Origin of the sequence: Candidatus Enterococcus ikei (genome assembly GCF_017316105.1) — a bacterium.
Classification (GTDB): domain Bacteria; phylum Bacillota; class Bacilli; order Lactobacillales; family Enterococcaceae; genus Enterococcus_L; species Enterococcus_L ikei.
Map to the genome: position 1 here is coordinate 1 of NZ_JAFLWD010000018.1, position 19,861 is coordinate 19,861.

Below are 19,861 nucleotides of genomic sequence, written 5' to 3' on the forward strand. Positions count from 1 at the left end.
GTCTGCAGTAGTTAAGAGTTGATTAAAAACACTGATTTTACGCTGGGCAACATCATCTAATAAGATGTCTTCTAACATATTTAGTCTCCCTTCAATAAATAATTATACTTTTTTGATTAAAAGTTATTCTTTTCACAAAAATGAATATATCATAAAAAACATTTACTATTTACATAATAACCATTTAATCGATAGATTTCAATTGAAAATAAAAAGAAAATAAAAAACCTAATAATTATTTAAAGTTACATTAATAATATTTTTTTGTTTTAAAGTATTAATATATCAGGAGTTTCCTGATATATTTTTTATATTAATTAAACAATAGATGTTATTTATTTTTAGTGGTTTTATTTTCATGTATGTGGTTATTTTATTTTGTGACTGGTCAAAAGAATGAATGGCGTTCATTATTATTCTGTCACAGAGATGTGTTATAATGACAAAAGAATACGTTTCTTGGAGGAAATTTCATGCTATCTATTATTGTTCCTTGTTACAACGAAGAGGAGGCAATTCCGCTGTTTTTTGAAGAAGTGGAAAAAGTAAGTTTAAATATCAAACAGAACATAGAATACATTTTTATTAATGATGGATCAAAAGATCATACGTTGGATGCACTGAGAACTTTGTATAAAGAACATCCGAGCAAAGTTCGCTATCTTTCCTTTTCTAGAAATTTTGGAAAAGAAGCTGGCTTGTATGCAGGACTTAAAGAAGCTAAAGGTGATTTGATCACAGTTATGGATGTGGATTTACAAGACCCGCCAGAATTGTTGCCTCAAATGATTCAAATGTTAGAAAAAAATAAAGAATTAGATTGTATTGGCACAAGACGTGGTGATCGAGATGGGGAACCGCCGATACGTAGCTTCTTTGCTAACATGTTTTATCGATTAGTAAATAGAATTGGCGAAACTGAAATGGTTGATGGTGCCAGAGATTTTCGTCTGATGACACGTCAGATGGTGGATGCTATTTTAGAACTGACAGAGTACAATCGTTTTTCAAAAGGGATTTTCAGCTGGGTTGGTTTTAATACAGAATATCTTTCTTATGAAAATCGTGAGCGAGTAGCTGGTGCTACTTCATGGTCTTTTTGGAGTTTGTTAAGTTATTCGATCGATGGAATCGTCAATTTTTCAGAAGCGCCTTTAAATCTAGCATCATATGTAGGTGCTTTTTCATGTGTAGGCTCAGTTATTGCGATGCTTGTTATTTTTTTTAGAACGATCATCCAAGGAGATCCTACTAGCGGTTGGCCATCAATGGTTTGTATTATTCTTTTTGTTGGTGGCTTGCAGTTGCTTTGCCTGGGAATTATTGGTAAATATATCGGGAAAATTTTCTTGGAAACAAAGAAACGTCCGATCTATCTGGTAAAGGAAACAGAAAAAGATCAAAAATAATAAAAAATACTGGCTGAAACCTTTTCATTAAGGATCCAGTCAGTATTTTTTTTAGTTATTTTGTTCAGTAACCTTGATTTAAAGCTATTTCATTTTTTGTTATCGTTTTATCTTTTAGAAATTGTCGAAGATTTTGCATAAATATCGTCATTAGTTTTGTTTTAAATTCAGGTGTTAAACCAGAAATGTGGGGAGTGAGTAAAACATTGTCCATGCTCCATAACGGGCTGTCAGTAGGCAACGGCTCCTCTTCAAAAACATCTAAAGCAGCAAAGCTTAGCTGTCCTGTATTTAATGCATGAATCAAATCCTTCGTGTTAACAGAAGGACCACGACCAACATTAACAAAAACAGTTCCAGGTTTCATAGCAAGAAACATTGATTCATTATACATTTGATAAGTAACATCAGTTAATGGCAGAATATTGACGACAATATCCATTTCATTAACGATTCGACTCATATTTTTATGTGAATAGCATTCGATAAAACCATCTGTTACGTGACCGGAAGTATTAACGCCATAAGTTTGTATACCTAAACCTTGTGCAAAAACCGCAAGCCGCTGTCCGATATGGCCAGTTCCCACAATCAACATTTTTTGTGCAGATAATTGTCTGTAGGAAATATTATTCCTAGTCCATTCTTTTTTTGATTGATTATTAATACTTGTACGAATACCTCTAAACTCGGCTAATAAAACACCTAAAACATGCTCTGAGATCGATATGCTATGAATGCCACTAGCGTTAGAAAGTAAGACTTTCTTTTCAGCAAATCGGTTTAAATCATACGTGTCCACACCAGCAGAAATAGATTGAACCCACTTTAAGCGGCTCGTTTCAGAATCTAGTAAACGTTGTCCCAATTTTTTATCCCAGCCTAACATGATCTCAATATCGTCTTCAATCACTTGTGGTGATTCTCTTTTGGCATCAATAACAAGATACTCAGAAGCGCTTTGTCTGATTGACTCAACTTGTTCTTCTTTCATTTGTTCATAAAGATAGATAATAGGTTGTCCCATATTGATTCCCTCCTCGCTAGTCCATTGTAACAAAAAATAACTTCAAACAAAAAAAGATTGAACTATTAGCTAGTTTCAATCTTTTTTATAAAGTAGATTCTTATATTTTTTCTCCGCGTGCATAAGCTTCAGCTAGAAGATCGACTTCTTTTTTTAATTCATCAACCATAATTTCTTCTGGAACTGTCCGAATGATTTTACCTTTTTTGAAAAGCATTCCTTTACCATTTCCGCCAGCAATTCCGATATCAGCTTCACGAGCTTCACCAGGACCATTAACAGCACAGCCTAAAACAGCAACTTTGATTGGTGCTTTGATTTTTTCAATATACTCTTCGATTTCATTAGCAATCGGAATCAAATCGATTTCGATTCGTCCACAAGTCGGACAAGAAATCAATGTAGCAGCATTACTTGCTAAACCAAAAGCTTTCAAGACTTCTTTAGCAACTTTGATTTCTTCGACTGGATCAGCAGACAATGAAACGCGACAAGTATTTCCGATACCGCGGGAAAGCAATGCGCCAAGCCCTGCTGCTGATTTCATTCCGCCGGAAAATTTGGTTCCAGCTTCAGTGATCCCTAAATGTAAAGGATAATCAAATGTTTGAGCTGCTAAAGAGTAGGCTTCAATAGCTAAGTTAACATCGCTAGCTTTCAATGAAACAATGATATCGTAAAAGTCTAAATCTTCAAGTATTTTAATGTGTTCAACCGCACTAGCAACCATCGCTTCCGCTGTTGGATAGCCGTATTGTTGTAAGAATTTCTTTTCTAAAGAACCAGCATTCACACCGATTCGGATCGGGATACCTTTAGCTTTACAGGCTGTAACTACTTTTTCTACACGGTCTTTACGTCCAATGTTTCCAGGGTTGATTCTGATTTTATCAACACCTTGTTCGATTGCTTTTAGTGCTAGTCGGTAATCAAAATGAATATCAGCAACTAATGGAATCGAAATTTGACTTTTAATGGCACCTAAAGCTTCAGCAGCAGCTTCATCCGGAACGGCCACACGAACAATTTGACACCCTGCGTCTTCTAAGCGCTTGATTTGAGCAACAGTACCTTCAACATCATGTGTTTTTGTTGTGCACATACTTTGAATAAATAATTCATCGCTACCGCCAATAGTTAAATCGCCAACTTTGACTTGCCGCGTATTTTTCCGATGGGTCAATTTTCCCATAATCTTTTCGCTCCTTAATTACTGTACTATTATTTGTAGTTTACTTATCAACAAATATAATTCATGGTCTATCTTAACACATAACTACAAAGCTGAGAATGTAAGAAATGTTTAAGATTCACTTAAACCAGAGGTGGCTCCTGCTGTTTTTCCTTACGAATCGCAAAGAAAAAGATCAATAGGGAAACAAAAACAATCAAAAAATTATCATCGAAAGAGCGACTGATAAAATGGAGCAAACTGCTGAGAATCACAGGGAGTGTAGCACAATAGGTTGTGATCTTTAAGCAATCTAAAAAACGTAGTTTATACAAACGAACCTTACTATATAAATTAGCGCCAACGGCAATCATAAGTAAATTGATGATCAAATTGATAAATGTTGGGTATAAAGTAAAAATAAAAGCGATCAATCTGATCCAAAATGGCAAGCTAGCAGTGTCTAACCCTTTTTTTATATTTTGGCTACTTAAGCCATCTAAAGAGCCTTTTGAATAAGGAATGTCAAACTGGTTAGCACCAAATAATGATACGGCAGCCCCTGAATTTGGGAATACAATAACAAATTCATCCTTTAGTAAACCTAAACTGACAGCTTCACCAACTGAATCAGCAGCAATATCACTAAGTGCCCTTTTTCCTTGAGGATCAAAGGTAAAAATAATTGAATTTGTTTGATAAATAAACCCTTCAGTATTTTTAGCTGTGTGCATTTTTCCAGCATCGATTTTGAAATCGGGCAGTTTCGCTGCTATTTTTTGACCGTCATTTCTAATATCTTTCATGACAGAAAACATTTGTTTAGTAATTGGAAAAGCAAGAACAACACTTAAAAAAGCAATGTATAAAATGACTTTCCAAAAAGGCATATTTTTAGCAGAACGCAGATCAGAAAATCGAAAAAGTGAAGATTTAAAAAGCGTAAATGTATTCATAGATTCTCTCCTGACTTGATTTTAAGTACACACGTCATTTTAAATGAGTTATTAAGGAAAAACAAGTTTAGCTAAAATATTGTAAGCAATTACTTTGAAGGTTGCCATAAAATCTGTTATGCTATGAATGTATGAAACGCTATACTTAATTAATGGAGGGATTTTTTATGACTTACACTTTACCAGATTTACCATATGCTTATGACGCATTAGAACCTTATATTGATGTAGAAACAATGCATTTACATCACGACAAACACCACAACACTTATGTGACAAACTTAAATGCAGCAATTGAAAAACACCCTGAGCTTGGGACTAAATCAGTAGAAGAGTTGATCGCTGATATGGATAGTATTCCTGAAGACATTCGTACAGCTGTACGTAATAATGGCGGCGGACATGCCAATCATTCATTCTTCTGGGAAATCCTAGCACCTAATGCAGGTGGCGCACCAACTGGTGATATCAAGGAAGCAATCGATGCTGCTTTTGGTAGTTTTGATAAATTAAAAGAAGAATTTAAAACAGCTGCAACTGGACGTTTTGGTTCAGGTTGGGCATGGCTGGTTTTAAATGATGGCAAATTACAAATTACTTCAACACCTAACCAAGATTCTCCTTTAATGGATGGTCAAACACCAGTTTTAGGTTTAGACGTGTGGGAGCATGCTTACTATCTAAAATATAAAAACGTTCGTCCAGATTACATTGAAGCATTTTGGAATCTTGTGAACTGGGATGAAGTAAACAAACGCTTTTCAGCAGCTAAATAATAGGGAATTAGAAACTTTTTATAAATTTTTTTGAGGAAAACAGTAAATTACTCTGTTTTCCTCTTTTTTTTTGTGGCATACTAATAGGTGTAGGAAAGAGAAATTTGGGTAAAAGTAAAGGAGTCCTTACAATGAATGTAACTATGCAAAAAGTTCATGGATCAGAAAATGATTTCTTTTTGATTGATGAAACTCAATTAGCACGGCCTTTTACAGATAAGGAAATCGATGATCTGCGCATCCGTTTATGCAATAGAAGATCAGGTTTACTTGGTGGTGCGGACGGTCTTTTGCTTGTTGAAGAAGTAGTAAAAGGAGCATCACTAGCTAAAATGCGTGTGATCAATAGTGATGGTAGTGAAGCAAGTATGTGCGGTAATGGCTTACGTACAGTTGCCAGATATTTAGCTGAGAAATACAATCAAGAGCTTTTTACTGTTGAAACGATGTTTGCTGATTTAAAAGTACGGCAAGCAGTTAATCTAGCTGAAAATATAGCAACCTATCAGGTGGAAATTTCACCTGTTCGTTTTGAAGCAGAAGCAATTCCGATGAAGACTAAAAATAAGACGATCATTGACGAGATAATTCCAGAATTATCTAGTACGTTGAAATTTTCTGCGGTAGCGGTCCCTAATCCTCACTTGATTACATTTGTAGATCATCAAACGCTCATGAGTGAAGAATTTGAGCGGATTGCAACGTATGTCAATGAAGAAAATCCTATTTTTCCTGATGGAATCAATGTAAGTTTTGTTGAAATTTTAGGTGAGAATCAACTTTTTGTACGTACCTTTGAACGTGGTGTAGGCTTTACCAGTGCGTGTGGGACAGCGATGTGTGCTAGCAGTTTAATGTATGTATTACTACATAATAACGAATTTGGAGAAACAATTACGGTCAAAAATACAGGTGGTATGGTAAAAACGGTTGTACACGAGGATGATGCAGACGGATATTGGATGGAGCTGATTGGCAATGCAACAATCACCCATAAATTGTCAGGTCACATGTCAGATTTTGTTGATGGAGGATTTGATCAACTGACTATTCAAGAAACAAGTGAGCAAACAGATTATTTGGCTTTTTTGAAAACGATCGAATAATAACAAACGGACTCATCATAAACTTATTATGTAAAAAAATAAAAAGGTTGGTTACAAAATGTTGGTGTATTAAAGGAGTGTAAGAGTGATAAAAAGTTGGTTGGTAGATCGAGGTAAAGTAAAAATAGTCATTTATTTGATTGTGATTAGTTTCTCAATGGGTATTTGTTTTTTGGGAATACGATTGAATGCTAATCAGCAGCACCAGAGAAAACTTGAATATGCTGAAGCGACAGTAAAACATGAAGCTGTTAAGATCAAGCAGCTGAATGAAAAAGTCCGGCAGTTATATCAAAGTGATCAGGAAGAGTTTTTAATAGATCCAATAGAAGAATCTGCAGTCAAGGAAATTGAAGGAAACATAACAGCTATAAAGGCTAATGCAGAAGATTTTGGCTTAAAAAGTAAAGATTTTTCTGCGGACACTTCCGAAGTGTCTCAAAATAAAAAAGAGTTAACTAGTAAGATAAAAGAAATCCAGGACAAAATCAACATCCAAAAACAGGTAACCTTGTTATTAGTTCAAGCACCAGCTGATTGGACAAACAATGGAGATACAGTGGTCATTAATGAAAAGGCAACCGATGAGGAAGTTTTGAAAATACGAAATAAAATTTCTGGATATGCCGGTTCGTGGCACAATGCGATCACAGCTTTATTGAATGAAATGGATACTCAAGTCAAGCAATATAAAGAATTAAACGAATCAATTGATTTAATGATTGATGGTGAAAAATTGACGGATAAGGCGACTTCTGAAAACTTTATAGTTAGCTTTAATCAGCTTGAACTAATTAAAAATGATAGTTTAAGAAAAAAATTAGCAGATAAGTTGGGATTAATTGATCAACTTTTAGGAAACTATTCAGTTAATGACATACCAGCCGTTTTAGAAGAGGGAGTTGAAGTGCCGTCAAACGATTTTTAACAATAACATGAGCTTGATTTATTTTGAAATTGAAATTATTTGTATGTATTAATTGGAGGAAAAAATGGAAGAAACGATCAGTTTACAAGAATTACTTGGAGTGTTGAAGAAACGAGTAGGTTTGATTATTGTCAGCATGTTTTTAGGATTAGGAATTGCCGGAGTATTCACTTATTTTGTGATTACACCTAAATATAGCTCTCAGGCGCAATTGATTGTACGATTGCCTCAAAACGAAACAATGAATGTCAATGATATCAATGGAAATTTGCAGATGATCAATACGTATAAAGATTTGATCAAAAGTGACACGGTAATGAGTGAAGTGCAACAACGAATGAAGGCTGAACATGAAATTGATTTGTCAGTTGAAGAATTAGGGGCGAGTGTTTCTGTGGATCAATCACAGAATTCACAAATGTTTTCGATCGTTTCAAAAGTAACCGATCCAATCATCGCTCAAAATATTGCCAATCAAACAGCATTAGTTTTCCAAGAAAAAGCAAAAGATATGCTGAATGTAGATAAAATTACAATTATATCTTCGGCAACGGCTAATGTTAAACCAGTTTCACCGAATGATAAATTGAACTTAGTTATTGGATTGGCATTAGGAGTAATGTTCGGTATAGCCGCATCCTTTATTTTGGAATTATTCGATAAAACGATTAAAGATGATCGCTTTGTTGAAGAGGAGCTTGGTTTTACTATCTTAGGAGTTGTACCTAATATGACAGCAAAAGAACTAAGTGCAAAAATTGTCCGAGCGGCACCAGTTTCATCTGCTATGGACCAAAGAAATATAAACACAACGATACCAAAAAACATACCAAAAGAAAAAGCTAAGTCAGATGAATCTACGCCAGTACGTAGAAGTCGTCCAAGAGTTTAAAGGAGTAAGAGATGGTAAATAAAATAAGACAACAAAAGAAACAAAAAACTAGAGCAGTCAGTTTGATTACTCTAGCGGATAAATCTTCACCGATTTCAGAACAATATCGAACAATTCGAACCAATATTCAATATGCAATGGTGGATCGTGATTTAAAGACATTAGTTGTTACTTCTTCTGGACCGAGTGAAGGTAAATCTACTACTTCTGCTAATTTAGCCGTTGTTTTTGCTAATTCAGGTAAACGGGTATTATTAGTGGATGCTGATATGCGTAAGCCGACAGTCGCAAAGAGTTTTTCATTAGATAATATACGTGGTTTAAGTACGTTATTAGGTAGTCGTGAAACAGTGTTGCACCAAGTTATTCAATCATCTGGAGTGGACAATTTATCTTTGATGACTAGTGGACCGAAACCACCAAATCCATCTGAATTGTTAGACTCTCGAAGAATGGGAGAATTGTTGCAAGAATTAAAACAACAATATGATTTGATTATCTTTGATATGCCGCCAGTCGTTGCTGTGACTGATGCGCAGATCGTTTCTTCTAAATCTGATGGAACGATTTTAGTTGTCCGTGAGAATGTCTCAAAAAGAGATTCTCTTTTAAAGGCAAAAAGTTTATTAGAGATGGTCGATGCGAATATTCTTGGAGTTGTGTATAACGGATCTAAAAGTATCACAGATCAAGGTTATTACTATGGTTCCTAGAAATTAGAAAGGAATAAACGAATGATTGATTTACATTGCCATATATTACCAGGAATTGATGATGGGGCCCAATCAATTGATGATTCACTTGAAATGGCACGAATGGCTGTTAAACAAGGAATCACTCATATTCTGTGTACGCCCCACCATAATAATGGTAAATATGATAATACGGCAGGAAAAGTTATTTCTTGTGTGTCAGCTCTTCAAGCAGAGTTAGACCATAGGAACATTCCGCTTACATTATTTGAAGGACAAGAAGTACGTATCGGAGGGGATTTGCTAGAGCAAATTCAAAACAATGATATTTTATTCGCAGATCTTGATAATCGGTATATTTTAATTGAGTTTCCAACGAATGAGATTCCGGTTTACGCAGAACAATTATTTATTAAGTTGTTAGAGGCAGGTCATATTCCAATCATTGTTCATCCAGAAAGAAATAGTAAATTCATAGAAGATCCTAATGAGTTGTTGCCGTTTTTAGAAATGGGTGTGTTAACACAGTTAACTGCACCTAGTTATGTTGGTGTTTTTGGAAATAAAATTGAAAAAACGGCAAAACAGATGGTTGCTCATAATATGGTATATATGATGGCATCTGATGCTCATAACGTTGAAAAACGTGGTTTCTTTATGAAGAAGGCATATGATGCTATCGCTAAAGATATGGGAACTGAGCATGTCGAAGCGATGCAGCAGATGACTAAGGATATCTTAAATGGAGATGATATCCAAAGACCAGATTTTAAAGAAATTAAAAAGAAGAAATTCGGCTTGTTTTAGAAAAAGTGTAATTATATATTTTGTTGGTATGCGTTTAGTACATAATGGTTGTTGTATAAAAAATGCATAACTTAGTTGTTGGTATGATAGGAGTTTTAAAAAGGAGTGTTAAATGTGGAGGGAAAGTTTGTAAATGTTGAAAGAAATACACGACCTAAAGAAGGAATAAATCAAATTAATAAAGGTGCTGATTCAAATTTAGGTGAAAATTTTGGACAGCAATCTTTATATTTTTACGTACTCAAAAGATGCTTAGATATTTTAGGCAGTTTGCTAGGTTTGTTTTTACTGAGCCCAGTATTACTTATTGTTGCTGTTTTGATAAAAAAAGAAGACCCCAAAGGGCCTGTTATTTTCTCTCAAAAAAGAGTTGGGAAAGATGGCTCCTTATTTACTATGTACAAATTTCGTTCGATGTGCACAGATGCAGAAGAGCAATTAAGTGATCTGCTTGAACATAATGAAATTGAAGGTGCCATGTTTAAAATAAAAGAAGATCCTAGAGTAACTAAAGTTGGGAAAAGGATTCGGAAAACCAGTATTGATGAACTTCCTCAGCTTCTAAATGTGCTAAAAGGGGATATGACTTTAGTTGGGCCAAGACCACCTTTGCAAAGAGAAGTCGAGGAGTATAGTCAGCGTGATATGTTGCGCTTGAGTGTGAAACCCGGTTGTACTGGTTTATGGCAGGTTAGAGGACGTAATGACGTCCATTTCGATGATATGGTGGATTTTGATTTAGAATATATCGGAAATCAAACGATAGCAAATGATTTGAAGATTATTTTTCAGACAATTAAAGCAATGTTTTTATCTAGAGGAGCATATTGATGAGTAACTTTATACAGCATATTTATATTGTTGGAGCTAAAGGGATTCCAGCAAAATATGGAGGGTTTGAAACTTTTGTTGAAAAACTTACGGAATACAAAAAAAGTGAAAATATTGAGTATCATGTCGCTTGTATGAATAATGGGGATAATTTATATGGGAACGGTCAAAAACATTTTAAACATAATCAATCAGACTGTTTTAACATTGATGTACCTAATCTTGGTCCAGCAAAAGCTATATATTATGACATGAAATCTTTAGATTATTCAATTGAATTGGCTAAAAAAAAACATGTAAACTCCCCTATATTTTATATTTTAGCCTGTCGGATTGGACCCTTTATAAATTACTATAAGAAAAAAATCGAAAAGATTGGTGGGAAACTGTATGTTAATCCTGATGGTCATGAATGGCTTAGAGCCAAGTGGAGCTATCCAGTTCGGAAGTACTGGAAATATTCAGAAAGACTGATGGTTAAGCATGCGGATTTATTGATATGTGATAGTTTAAATATACAAGAGTATATCAAAAAAGATTACTATAAATATATGCCCAAAACCACATATTTGTCTTACGGAACTGAGCTAGAGAAATCACTTCTAACTAGTCGTGATGATTGTGTGAAGAAATGGTTTGAAGAAAATAAAGTTATATCAAATGAATATTATTTAGTGGTAGGAAGGTTTGTTCCCGAAAATAATTATGAAATTATGATTAAGGAATTTATGAAATCAAATACGAAAAAAGATTTTATTTTGATAGCAAATGTTGAAAAAAACAAATTTTATAACATGCTAAAAAAAGAAACAAATTTCGAAATGGACCCACGAATAAAATTTGTGGGAACCGTCTATAATCAAGAGTTGTTGAAATATATAAGAGAAAATGCGTTCGCGTATTTACATGGTCATGAAGTAGGTGGGACAAACCCTTCTCTGTTAGAAGCATTGTCTTCTACCAAATTAAACTTATTGTTAAATGTTGGTTTCAACAGAGAAGTTGCCAAAGAAACTTCTCTGTATTGGGAAAAGGAAGAGAATAATCTTAGTAGCTTAATAGAGCATACTGATCAACTGTGTGAAAATACAATCTTAGAATTATCGAGCTTAGCAAAAAAACGGATTAGAGAATCTTTTCAATGGGAAGCAGTCAGTTTTAATTATGAAAAATTATTTAAGGATTGAATAAATCTATGAAAATTCTTCACTATAGTTTAGGTTATCCTCCAAACAGATCAGGAGGACTAGTTAAATATGCCTTAGATTTAATGCAAGAACAAGCTGTTCAAGGTCATCAAGTGATTTCTTTATATCCTGGAAAGCTTGATCTTGTAAAGAGAAAGTCATATATAAAAAAAGACACAATAAAATCAGGTGATAATACCATTGTATATGAGTTATACAATAGTTTGCCTCTAGCGTTGTTTGGAGGAATAAGGACGCCAAAGGATTTTATGGTTCATGCATCATTAAAAATGTACCATGAATTTTTGATGTTAATTCAGCCAGATGTTATTCACATTCATACATTAATGGGAATTCACAAAGAGTTTTTTGAAAGTGCGAAACAATTGAACATAAAAATTGTTTATACTTCCCATGACTATTTTGGGTTAGCACCAGAACCTAATTTTTTTTTGGATGGTAAATCTTATGATGATAAGAATACTATAGAAAATTGGTTGCAAGCGTCAAAACAGTCTATGTCTACCAATAAGTTAAGGCTTTTTCAGTTTAAGCACTACGCATATCTTAGAAAAATAGTAAATATATTAGATATGAAAAAATCTTTAGTTTTAACTGGAAATAACATTCAAAAAGAGATTATGCTAACCAAAGATGAGTTTGAAGAATATAGACAATTAAAAGAATTCTATTATTCTATATTCTGTATGATCGATCAATTTCATTTTAATAGTACTATTTCTAAAGAAGTATTTATTAAAAATTTACCATGGATCAGAGAAGAAGCTTACAATGTAATTTCAATAACTAATACTTCTATCAGCAAACACAAAGTAGAAAAAATAAAACGTAAAAAGAAAGTAATAGCATATATCGGACCATATCAAGAGTATAAGGGATACTATGAATTTTTAAAATTACCTCAAATTTTAGGAACAACAGACTTTGAATATCGTATATACGGTGATATCAAATCAGAAGAAAATGAGAATATTATAAATGGTAGTAGATATAGTGCTGATCAAATTGCTGCAGTTTATCAGCACATAGATATTTTATTTGTTCCTAGTAAATGGAAAGAAACATTTGGTTTTGTTGTTTTAGAGGCTCTTAGCTACGGGAAAGACGTTATTGTTCATACTAATGTGGGTGCAAAAGATTTGGTTGATCCGGAGTATGTTTATTCAGATATAACTATCGACGTAAAAAGGATTATTGATAAAATTGAAAATCCTCATACAGATAGAAAAATAAAGTCTATGGATAAACATGCAAAAGAAATTATTGATTTTTACAAAATAGGTGAGAAGTTGTCCTGATAGGAAAAGTGTTTGCTGTGTCAACAGAAGTGATCAAAGATAAAATAGTACTACAGAAAAATAAGCTCAGTATAAGTAATATAAGATTTTTCTTGAAAAAGAATTAAAAATATTAATCATAATAAGAGCAATATGGAATTTGCTCGTGTTAGAGAGGTAACAAATTCAGTCGATTAAGCAAAATAAAAGGGAGATTTAATTAGAGAGGGGAAACCATTTCTAATAATAGGGGGACGATGAGTTGGATATTTCAATTATTATTCCATTTTATAAAGGGAACAATTATCTAGAACGATTACTGAATTCTGTAGAATTAGCAATTAAAAAAGCTAATTTAAATGGAATTAAGGTTGAAGTCATTTTAGTTAATGATAGTCCAGAATATAATATTATTATGCCTGTTCATAATCGTTTAGCAATTAATATCATTAAGCATAAACAAAATTTAGGTATCCATCAAGCTAGAATAACTGGACTCAAAAGAGCAGTTGGAAAGTATGTGCAATTTTTGGATCAAGATGATGAACTAACTGTAGGTTCACTAGTATCAAATTATAATAAAGTATCAAATTATGATGTAATTATAGGTAATGGATATTTCAACTTTAATCAAACAATTGTGAGAAAAATTTATTCTTCGGTTGCATACCAAAAAAAGGCAACTCAAGAAAATCCATATTTAAAAGTCCGAGACCTGATAGTGTCACCGGGGCAATGTTTAGTAAAAAAAGAAGCTATTCCAGAGTATTGGGTTATGAATCCAATGCTATCAAATGGAGCTGATGACTATTTGTTATGGCTTCTTATGTTTGACCAAAAAAAGAAATTCGGAATTAACCCAGATTTAGTATATATACACCATGATTCTGGAGAAAATATTTCGTTTGATTTTGAAATTATGAAAAAATCGACGAATAATTTAATATCGATGCTCGAAAAAAATATGGATTTTCCGAAACAGAAAACTAAATTAGTATCTAGAATGCTAAATTACAAGCATAAATTAATTAGCCAGAATAAATTGCAATTTTTTATGGCATCATTACAAAATATGGATCTTTTTATTGTTAATCTTTTTTTTCGATTTAGATATAGTGGAGCAGTTATAAGTAATCAAGAAATGAGAATAAAAAATGAAAAATGAGATCAACAATTATAAGTTGAAAAATTATGAAATGTTTTTAATAGTTTTTTTTATTGCACTGACATATCTATCAATCAATATAAAAATTTTTGTGGGCATTTTGTCGATAATAATACTCTTAGTAAGAAATCGATTTCGACTTCCCTATGATACTATATACTTTCCGATCTTTTTAGTTTTAATAGCTGGATCAATAGCTGGGATAGTTAATCAACAATTAATATATAATTTTTTAAGAGATTTTTCATACTTTATAGGACCCATTGTTTATATAATATTGGGCTCGTTTCTTTATACGGAGTTAAAGTATAAGCCGTCTATTTTTAGATTATTCGTTATTTATATTGCGATGGATACAGTTAAAGTATTTTTGAATATATTTCTTTTTCAAAGAGAACTTCTTGTATCGGGATCGTTTAATGTAATTAGGTCAGCTATATTAGGAGGGGAAACTGTTGTCCCATTAGCACTAGGTGTTCTAGTATTTAAAAGCTATTTTAAGGATGCTGTGTTATTTTCTAAAAAAGTGAATACTTTTTTAGTGGTAATATTATCTATCAGATTAATATTATCTTTTTCAAGAACGATGATTATTAGTTTTTTAGTGACAGGATTCATTTTTTTGTTTTTTCGACCAGAAAAAAAATCGATAAAACCCAAACAAGTGGCCCTTCTAATTGCAATAATTATTGTGTTTTTCATAACAATTCGTTTTTTACCAGATAAAATAATCAACACACTGGTGAATAAATTTCAAAGGATTTTTGTAGAAACGTCTAGTATAGGAAATTGGAGTAATTATGAAACTGTTGTTAATAATTGGAGAGGTTATGAGGTTAGTGTAGGCAAACAATTATATTATTCTGGAACAATTTTACAAAAAATATTTGGATTTGGTTTTGGTCAGTTATTCCCGGTTATGTATTCTGATTTAGTTGGTGTACCACTTTCGGATGGTGGGATAACGATAATTCACAATGGGTACCTTTTTAATTTAATTAAGGGTGGTATTTTTAGTTTAGCAATGTATATATTATTCTTTCTTTTGATTATGATTAAATCACTAAAAGATAAAATTGAAAACAGTATTGTTAGCCCCTTGTTATTTGCATACTCAATGTTAATGACAATTACAACAGCTGTAATCATGGGATTTTTCCAGCGTAACTTTGATGCGGGGATGATTCTCATTTTTTCTATGGCACTTGCATATCAAAGAATGATTCAAAAGGAGAAAAAATAATGATATCTGTGATAATTCCATCCTATAATAGGAGCGACACAATTTTAAGAGCGGTTGATAGTGTTCTCAATCAAACTTATTCTGATATAGAACTGTTGGTCGTTGACGATGGTTCCACGGATGACACTTTAAAAGTTTTATCTGATATAAAAGATTCTCGTTTAACTATAATAAAAACAAAAGAAAATAATGGAGCTACATATGCTAGAAATTTAGGAATTGATCAATCTAAGGGAGAATATATTGCTTTTCAAGATAGTGATGATTTATGGTACCCAAATAAACTACAAAAACAATTGGATTTTATACGATCTAGTAAGGCGGATATAGTTGCTTGTGCAATGAAATCTAAAGAAGTTGGGAAAAATTCTGGAACATGTACTAGAAATTTAGGGAATCATGGGGAATTAATTACTTCAGCAGATTTATTGCCTCAAAATTTTATTAGCACTCAAACAATTCTCGGCAAAAAAAAAGTTTTTTTGGAAGAAAAGTTTGATGAACAGATTCCAAGATACCAAGATTGGGAGCTTATGTTAAGGATTACCAAGAAGTTTAAAGTATATTTTGACAATGAAGTTTTGGTAGATCAGTTTATTCAAAAAGATAGTATTACAAAAAATATGGATAAGAGCTTTTTTTCATTAAACAAAATTATTGAAGCGAATAGAGATATTTTAGATAATGATAAGGCTAAAATGGCAGGTATGCTTTATTGGCTAGGCCTCTCAAAACGTGCCATGAAGGAAAATTCAACCCCTTTTTTTAGAACCTCACTATATTTGAAATGGGACATCATGACATTAGTCCGATTGATAATGTCACTTTATAACATATAGATTAAGTATATTAGGAGAAATAATGAAAAAAAAAATAATCGAACTAAATTTGTTATTGCGGAAGAATGGAGTAAGGAGAGCAAGATATTTAAAGAAAAAAAATATTTTTAAATTTTTTGGAGAGCATGTCTATTACCACCCGACGTCTATTCCGAGTGAACCCGAATTAGTTTCTATTGGAAATAATGTAAATATTGCGTCGAATGTACGGTTTATAACACACGATATTTTTGATTATAGTTGGAATTATCAATCAGAAAAAAAATACAGGAAGAAGTTTGAGTCAGTAACACTAGAAGACAATGTCATTATTGGTGCGGATTCGATTATTAATTATGGCGTAAAAATAGGAAGAGACACAGTAGTAGCTGCTGGTTCAGTTGTTTCAAAAAGTTTTCCGGGAGGAGTCATTATTGGCGGAAATCCAGCCAAAATCATAGGAAAGACTTCTGAATTAAAGTTGAAAAGGGAAATTAAGTCGCTTAGTCTTGAAGAATAATAAGTTTACTATCAAAGGTTGATTTTGTCGGATTGGATAAGGAGAGATAAAGCAGCAAATGATATTCAAGATTTTGGACTTACTTTAGTAATCAAAGAATAATTAGTATTGAACAAATTTCTTATTGCAAAGTATTAGCTATTTTAGAGACATCGTGAGTTCTATTTGAAGTGTTCGATTTACAAATTAAATTCGAAAACATTTATGATTCGTTGTGAAATATTAGGAAGAAAACTAGGATTTGGATTGTCACCCAATGTTTTTGGTTATTGATTAAAACTACCACATATCGGATTCTAGCATAGATCCAAATTACTTGATGTATTCTGATGCTAATATAGATATAAATGGTAGGAATCACAAGTAGCTAGTTCCTAAAATAGGTAGCAATGTTTTTATTAGTTCAGGGATGAAAATTTTTGGAGAAATTTAAATTGCTGATAATATTTCAATTGGACCAAATGCTGTCTTAATAAAAAGCTTTCATGAAGAAGTAATTACTAAAGCTAGGATACTAGAAAAAACTGTAACAATTGGAGGATAAACAAAATGAAAGAACTAATTAAGGTGAGGCTTAATAGCTTTTTTCCAGAATATATGAGTAAAAGAGATTATTTAAAACACTTCAAAAAAAGACTAAGATTGGATTCACCAATAGAGTTTTCTGAAAAAGTACAGTGGGTAAAACTAAAAGTTCTTCCTAAAAGTGAGTTAATTGGCAAAATTTCGGATAAAGTCGGTGTTAGAGAATATCTAGATGAGAAAGGCTTAAATTTTTTAAAAACTCCTGTCATAGGAATCTATGATAAGGTTGATGAAATAAAATGGGATGAACTTCCCAATCAATTTGTTGCCAAAAAATCAAATGCTTCAGGGTATAATATAGTTGTAACAAGTAAAAAAAATATTCAAAAAAAAGTTTTTTTCAAAAAAATGAAACAATTCTTAAAATGGGATTTTGGAAAAAGGTCTCAACAAAAACATTATTCAAAGGGACTAAACAAAATCATTATTGAGCCTTTTATGGAGATGGAAAACGAGTATAAATTTTTTGTGTTTTCAGGTAAAATTCATATGTGTGAGATTACTCAGAGGATATTTGAGGGGATAGAAAAAAATGGTTTTCATATAGGAGCAGGAGAATTTACAAAATCTTATGTTGATAACAACGGTAATGAAATTTTTCCTGTAACGAAAAAAAATGAAAGATTGATTCAATTACCTTTTGAGTATAAAGAAATGTGTAAATATGCAGAACATCTAGCTGATGCATTTCCTTTTGTTAGAGTTGATTTTTATATCGTAAATAATCAAATTTTATTGAGTGAATTAACTTTTACCCCTACAAATGGATTAAATTGGATTTTTACTGATGAATATCAAAAGCTATTAGGGGATAAATTTGATTTATCACACATTGAAAATTATTTTGAATAAAAGAAGTTGTGAGATGTTTTAAATAAAACAAATACTAATTAATTTTTTAAGGAGTAGCATGAAAAAGCTTGCATCAAATTTTATATATCAAAGTTTGTATCAATTAATGTTGATTATTTTACCGATTATAACGGTTCCAGTCGTTTCGCATGCGCTAGGACCTGATGGTTTAGGAATGTTCAATTATATAAATTCTATTACACAATATTTTGTTCTTATTGCCGGACTTGGCTTGGCTAATTATGGGGTACGTGAAATTGCGACTGTACGTAATAATAAGGAAGAGCTATCAAAAAAGTTCTGGGAGTTGCAGATATTTAATATGATTATTGCACTTGGAACATTGATTTTGTATATTATATTTGCATTTTTTATGAAAAATACTCAATATTATCTTATAATGTCTTTAATAGTTTTAGGAGCTTTATTTGATATTTCCTGGTTTTATATTGGAATTGAAGATTTCAAACTTGTAACTTTAGCAAATGGAATTATAAAAATTATCAGTTTTATAGCGATAATAGTTCTAATACACAATTCATCAAATTTGTTAGAGTATTTCTTTATTCAATCTGCAAATATTTTCTTATCGCAATTAGCTTTGTGGTTATTTATTTTTAAAAAGATCACTTTTATAAAAGTGTCGATAAAACAGGCTTTTAGACATTTGAAACCTGCTCTTAATTTTTTTATCGGAAAAATTGCCATTACACTTTATACAAATTTAAATAAAACATTGTTAGGAATTTTGGCAAGTGCAACAGTTGTTGGTTATTATTCGAATTCGTTACAATTAGTAAATATTATAGTTGCTTTAGTTGGGACTATAGATGCTGTTTTGTTACCTAGAATGTCTAATTTATTTGCTAATAAAAAAGAAGATGAGATGCTAAGAGTTATGTCAACAGCTATACATTTAGAATTTTTTATTACTATTCCAGCTATGTTTGGAATTATTTTAACCAACGAAAAGCTGATAAATTGGTTCTTTGGTGAAGAGTTTAGTTATATCAGAAATATCGTTCCCTGGCTTGCACCACTGGTAGTTATTATGCCGTTGGGGGTAGCAATTGTAAGACAATATTTAATGCCGATGAATCATATAAAAGATTTTAATATATCAGTTATTGCTGGTGCAATTATTGGTATCCTTATTAATCTTGTGTTAATTCCAAAGATAGGGATATGGGGGGCAGTGATAGCGACGATTGCATCAGAAGTACTAGTCGCGTACATTCGTGTGATTGATTTAATTAAAAGAACAGCGTTTAAATTTCATGCATTGGAAATATTTTTATATACTATCAGTAGTTTAGTTATGTACATTGTTGTTCATTTTTTTACAAAGAATATGGCATCTTCGCCAAAAACTACACTTATTCAAGGTGTCAGTGGTATAGCGATTTATATGATACTTACACTACTGTTTAGAGTAAATCCTTTGTACATACAATTAAAGAAAAAAAAGGAAAAGTAGCAATTATATTTTAGTGAAGTAGTTGTAGAGGAAGAGTGTTTGTGTCAGTTAAAAATTACCAAAGACTTGCTGATTAAAAAAAGCTTGACGTAATTGACCCAAATCATTTAGTTTTTAAACA

The 19,861-nt window shown here is 32.2% G+C and carries 19 protein-coding genes; 16 read left to right on the forward strand and 3 right to left on the reverse strand.

Going from position 1 to position 19,861, the window contains the following annotated elements:
- Positions 1 to 473 precede the first annotated feature (473 nt).
- Entirely contained in the window at positions 474 to 1,409 is a 936-nt protein-coding gene (locus JZO69_RS08325) for a glycosyltransferase family 2 protein (RefSeq protein ID WP_207112424.1), read from the forward strand.
- A 64-nt stretch (positions 1,410 to 1,473) separates the two neighbouring features.
- On the opposite strand, the gene JZO69_RS08330 is transcribed toward JZO69_RS08325, so the two are convergent.
- The 3 genes from JZO69_RS08330 to JZO69_RS08340 form a co-directional block, all read right to left on the reverse strand.
- Entirely contained in the window at positions 1,474 to 2,436 is a 963-nt protein-coding gene (locus tag JZO69_RS08330; protein ID WP_207112425.1) for a phosphoglycerate dehydrogenase, read from the reverse strand.
- Between the two features lie 100 nt (positions 2,437 to 2,536).
- Positions 2,537 to 3,628 (reverse strand): flavodoxin-dependent (E)-4-hydroxy-3-methylbut-2-enyl-diphosphate synthase, encoded by a 1,092-nt coding sequence (ispG, locus tag JZO69_RS08335; protein ID WP_207112426.1) that lies wholly within the window; start codon positions 3,626 to 3,628, stop codon positions 2,537 to 2,539.
- A 122-nt stretch (positions 3,629 to 3,750) separates the two neighbouring features.
- A complete protein-coding gene (locus JZO69_RS08340; protein ID WP_207112427.1) occupies positions 3,751 to 4,563 on the reverse strand; it encodes a DUF1189 domain-containing protein in 813 nt (270 codons plus the stop codon).
- 167 nt (positions 4,564 to 4,730) lie between these two features.
- Between JZO69_RS08340 and JZO69_RS08345 the strand changes: the two genes are divergently transcribed.
- The 15 genes from JZO69_RS08345 to JZO69_RS08415 all read left to right on the forward strand — a co-directional run bounded on the left by JZO69_RS08345 (position 4,731) and on the right by JZO69_RS08415 (position 19,740).
- Entirely contained in the window at positions 4,731 to 5,339 is a 609-nt protein-coding gene (locus JZO69_RS08345) for a superoxide dismutase (RefSeq protein WP_207112428.1), read from the forward strand.
- 131 nt (positions 5,340 to 5,470) lie between these two features.
- Positions 5,471 to 6,445 carry a diaminopimelate epimerase gene (gene dapF / locus JZO69_RS08350; RefSeq protein ID WP_207112429.1) on the forward strand — a complete coding sequence of 325 codons (975 nt, stop codon included), beginning with the start codon at positions 5,471 to 5,473 and terminating at the stop codon, positions 6,443 to 6,445.
- An 85-nt stretch (positions 6,446 to 6,530) separates the two neighbouring features.
- Positions 6,531 to 7,373, forward strand: coding sequence for a hypothetical protein (locus tag JZO69_RS08355; protein ID WP_207112430.1), 843 nt, complete (start codon positions 6,531 to 6,533; stop codon positions 7,371 to 7,373).
- 64 nt (positions 7,374 to 7,437) lie between these two features.
- Positions 7,438 to 8,265: a YveK family protein gene (locus JZO69_RS08360; protein WP_207112431.1), complete on the forward strand. Its 828-nt coding sequence runs from the start codon at positions 7,438 to 7,440 to the stop codon at positions 8,263 to 8,265.
- An 11-nt stretch (positions 8,266 to 8,276) separates the two neighbouring features.
- Entirely contained in the window at positions 8,277 to 8,978 is a 702-nt protein-coding gene (locus tag JZO69_RS08365; RefSeq protein ID WP_207112432.1) for a CpsD/CapB family tyrosine-protein kinase, read from the forward strand.
- Positions 8,979 to 8,999: 21 nt separating this feature from the next.
- Positions 9,000 to 9,764 carry a tyrosine-protein phosphatase gene (locus JZO69_RS08370; RefSeq protein WP_207112433.1) on the forward strand — a complete coding sequence of 255 codons (765 nt, stop codon included), beginning with the start codon at positions 9,000 to 9,002 and terminating at the stop codon, positions 9,762 to 9,764.
- 174 nt (positions 9,765 to 9,938) lie between these two features.
- Positions 9,939 to 10,595, forward strand: coding sequence for a sugar transferase (locus tag JZO69_RS08375; RefSeq protein WP_430733256.1), 657 nt, complete (start codon positions 9,939 to 9,941; stop codon positions 10,593 to 10,595).
- Positions 10,595 to 11,782, forward strand: a complete 1,188-nt coding sequence (gene cps2T / locus JZO69_RS08380; protein WP_207112435.1) for a beta 1-4 rhamnosyltransferase Cps2T — start codon at positions 10,595 to 10,597, stop codon at positions 11,780 to 11,782. Before JZO69_RS08375 ends, cps2T begins: the two co-directional genes overlap by 1 nt.
- Before the next feature lie 8 nt (positions 11,783 to 11,790).
- Positions 11,791 to 13,101, forward strand: coding sequence for a glycosyltransferase (locus tag JZO69_RS08385; RefSeq protein WP_207112436.1), 1,311 nt, complete (start codon positions 11,791 to 11,793; stop codon positions 13,099 to 13,101).
- A gap of 241 nt (positions 13,102 to 13,342) precedes the next feature.
- The gene (locus tag JZO69_RS08390; RefSeq protein ID WP_207112437.1) at positions 13,343 to 14,245 is read left to right on the forward strand and encodes a glycosyltransferase family 2 protein; all 903 of its coding nucleotides are present in this window, start codon (positions 13,343 to 13,345) and stop codon (positions 14,243 to 14,245) included.
- Positions 14,235 to 15,488, forward strand: a complete 1,254-nt coding sequence (locus JZO69_RS08395) for an O-antigen ligase family protein (protein ID WP_207112438.1) — start codon at positions 14,235 to 14,237, stop codon at positions 15,486 to 15,488. Before JZO69_RS08390 ends, JZO69_RS08395 begins: the two co-directional genes overlap by 11 nt.
- The gene (locus JZO69_RS08400; protein ID WP_207112439.1) at positions 15,488 to 16,327 is read left to right on the forward strand and encodes a glycosyltransferase family 2 protein; all 840 of its coding nucleotides are present in this window, start codon (positions 15,488 to 15,490) and stop codon (positions 16,325 to 16,327) included. The genes JZO69_RS08395 and JZO69_RS08400 overlap by 1 nt, the downstream gene beginning before the upstream one ends.
- A gap of 22 nt (positions 16,328 to 16,349) precedes the next feature.
- Positions 16,350 to 16,826, forward strand: a complete 477-nt coding sequence (locus tag JZO69_RS08405; RefSeq protein ID WP_207112440.1) for an acyltransferase — start codon at positions 16,350 to 16,352, stop codon at positions 16,824 to 16,826.
- Positions 16,827 to 17,375: 549 nt separating this feature from the next.
- Positions 17,376 to 18,263 (forward strand): ATP-grasp fold amidoligase family protein, encoded by an 888-nt coding sequence (locus JZO69_RS08410; protein ID WP_207112441.1) that lies wholly within the window; start codon positions 17,376 to 17,378, stop codon positions 18,261 to 18,263.
- A 58-nt stretch (positions 18,264 to 18,321) separates the two neighbouring features.
- The gene (locus tag JZO69_RS08415) at positions 18,322 to 19,740 is read left to right on the forward strand and encodes a flippase (protein WP_207112442.1); all 1,419 of its coding nucleotides are present in this window, start codon (positions 18,322 to 18,324) and stop codon (positions 19,738 to 19,740) included.
- Positions 19,741 to 19,861 lie beyond the last annotated feature (121 nt).

Excerpts from the sequence above, each read along its gene's own strand:
- cps2T (WP_207112435.1), top strand. The coding sequence starts at position 10,595 with ATGAGTAACTTTATACAGCATATTTATATTGTTGGAGCTAAAGGGATT.
- JZO69_RS08410 (WP_207112441.1), top strand. The coding sequence starts at position 17,376 with ATGAAAGAACTAATTAAGGTGAGGCTTAATAGCTTTTTTCCAGAATAT.
- JZO69_RS08325 (WP_207112424.1), top strand. The coding sequence starts at position 474 with ATGCTATCTATTATTGTTCCTTGTTACAACGAAGAGGAGGCAATTCCG.
- JZO69_RS08405 (WP_207112440.1), top strand. The coding sequence starts at position 16,350 with ATGAAAAAAAAAATAATCGAACTAAATTTGTTATTGCGGAAGAATGGA.
- JZO69_RS08395 (WP_207112438.1), top strand. The coding sequence starts at position 14,235 with ATGAAAAATGAGATCAACAATTATAAGTTGAAAAATTATGAAATGTTT.
- JZO69_RS08340 (WP_207112427.1), bottom strand. The coding sequence starts at position 4,563 with ATGAATACATTTACGCTTTTTAAATCTTCACTTTTTCGATTTTCTGAT.
- ispG (WP_207112426.1), bottom strand. The coding sequence starts at position 3,628 with ATGGGAAAATTGACCCATCGGAAAAATACGCGGCAAGTCAAAGTTGGC.
- dapF (WP_207112429.1), top strand. The coding sequence starts at position 5,471 with ATGAATGTAACTATGCAAAAAGTTCATGGATCAGAAAATGATTTCTTT.
- JZO69_RS08415 (WP_207112442.1), top strand. The coding sequence starts at position 18,322 with ATGAAAAAGCTTGCATCAAATTTTATATATCAAAGTTTGTATCAATTA.
- JZO69_RS08360 (WP_207112431.1), top strand. The coding sequence starts at position 7,438 with ATGGAAGAAACGATCAGTTTACAAGAATTACTTGGAGTGTTGAAGAAA.
- JZO69_RS08345 (WP_207112428.1), top strand. The coding sequence starts at position 4,731 with ATGACTTACACTTTACCAGATTTACCATATGCTTATGACGCATTAGAA.
- JZO69_RS08400 (WP_207112439.1), top strand. The coding sequence starts at position 15,488 with ATGATATCTGTGATAATTCCATCCTATAATAGGAGCGACACAATTTTA.
- JZO69_RS08370 (WP_207112433.1), top strand. The coding sequence starts at position 9,000 with ATGATTGATTTACATTGCCATATATTACCAGGAATTGATGATGGGGCC.
- JZO69_RS08365 (WP_207112432.1), top strand. The coding sequence starts at position 8,277 with ATGGTAAATAAAATAAGACAACAAAAGAAACAAAAAACTAGAGCAGTC.
- JZO69_RS08385 (WP_207112436.1), top strand. The coding sequence starts at position 11,791 with ATGAAAATTCTTCACTATAGTTTAGGTTATCCTCCAAACAGATCAGGA.
- JZO69_RS08330 (WP_207112425.1), bottom strand. The coding sequence starts at position 2,436 with ATGGGACAACCTATTATCTATCTTTATGAACAAATGAAAGAAGAACAA.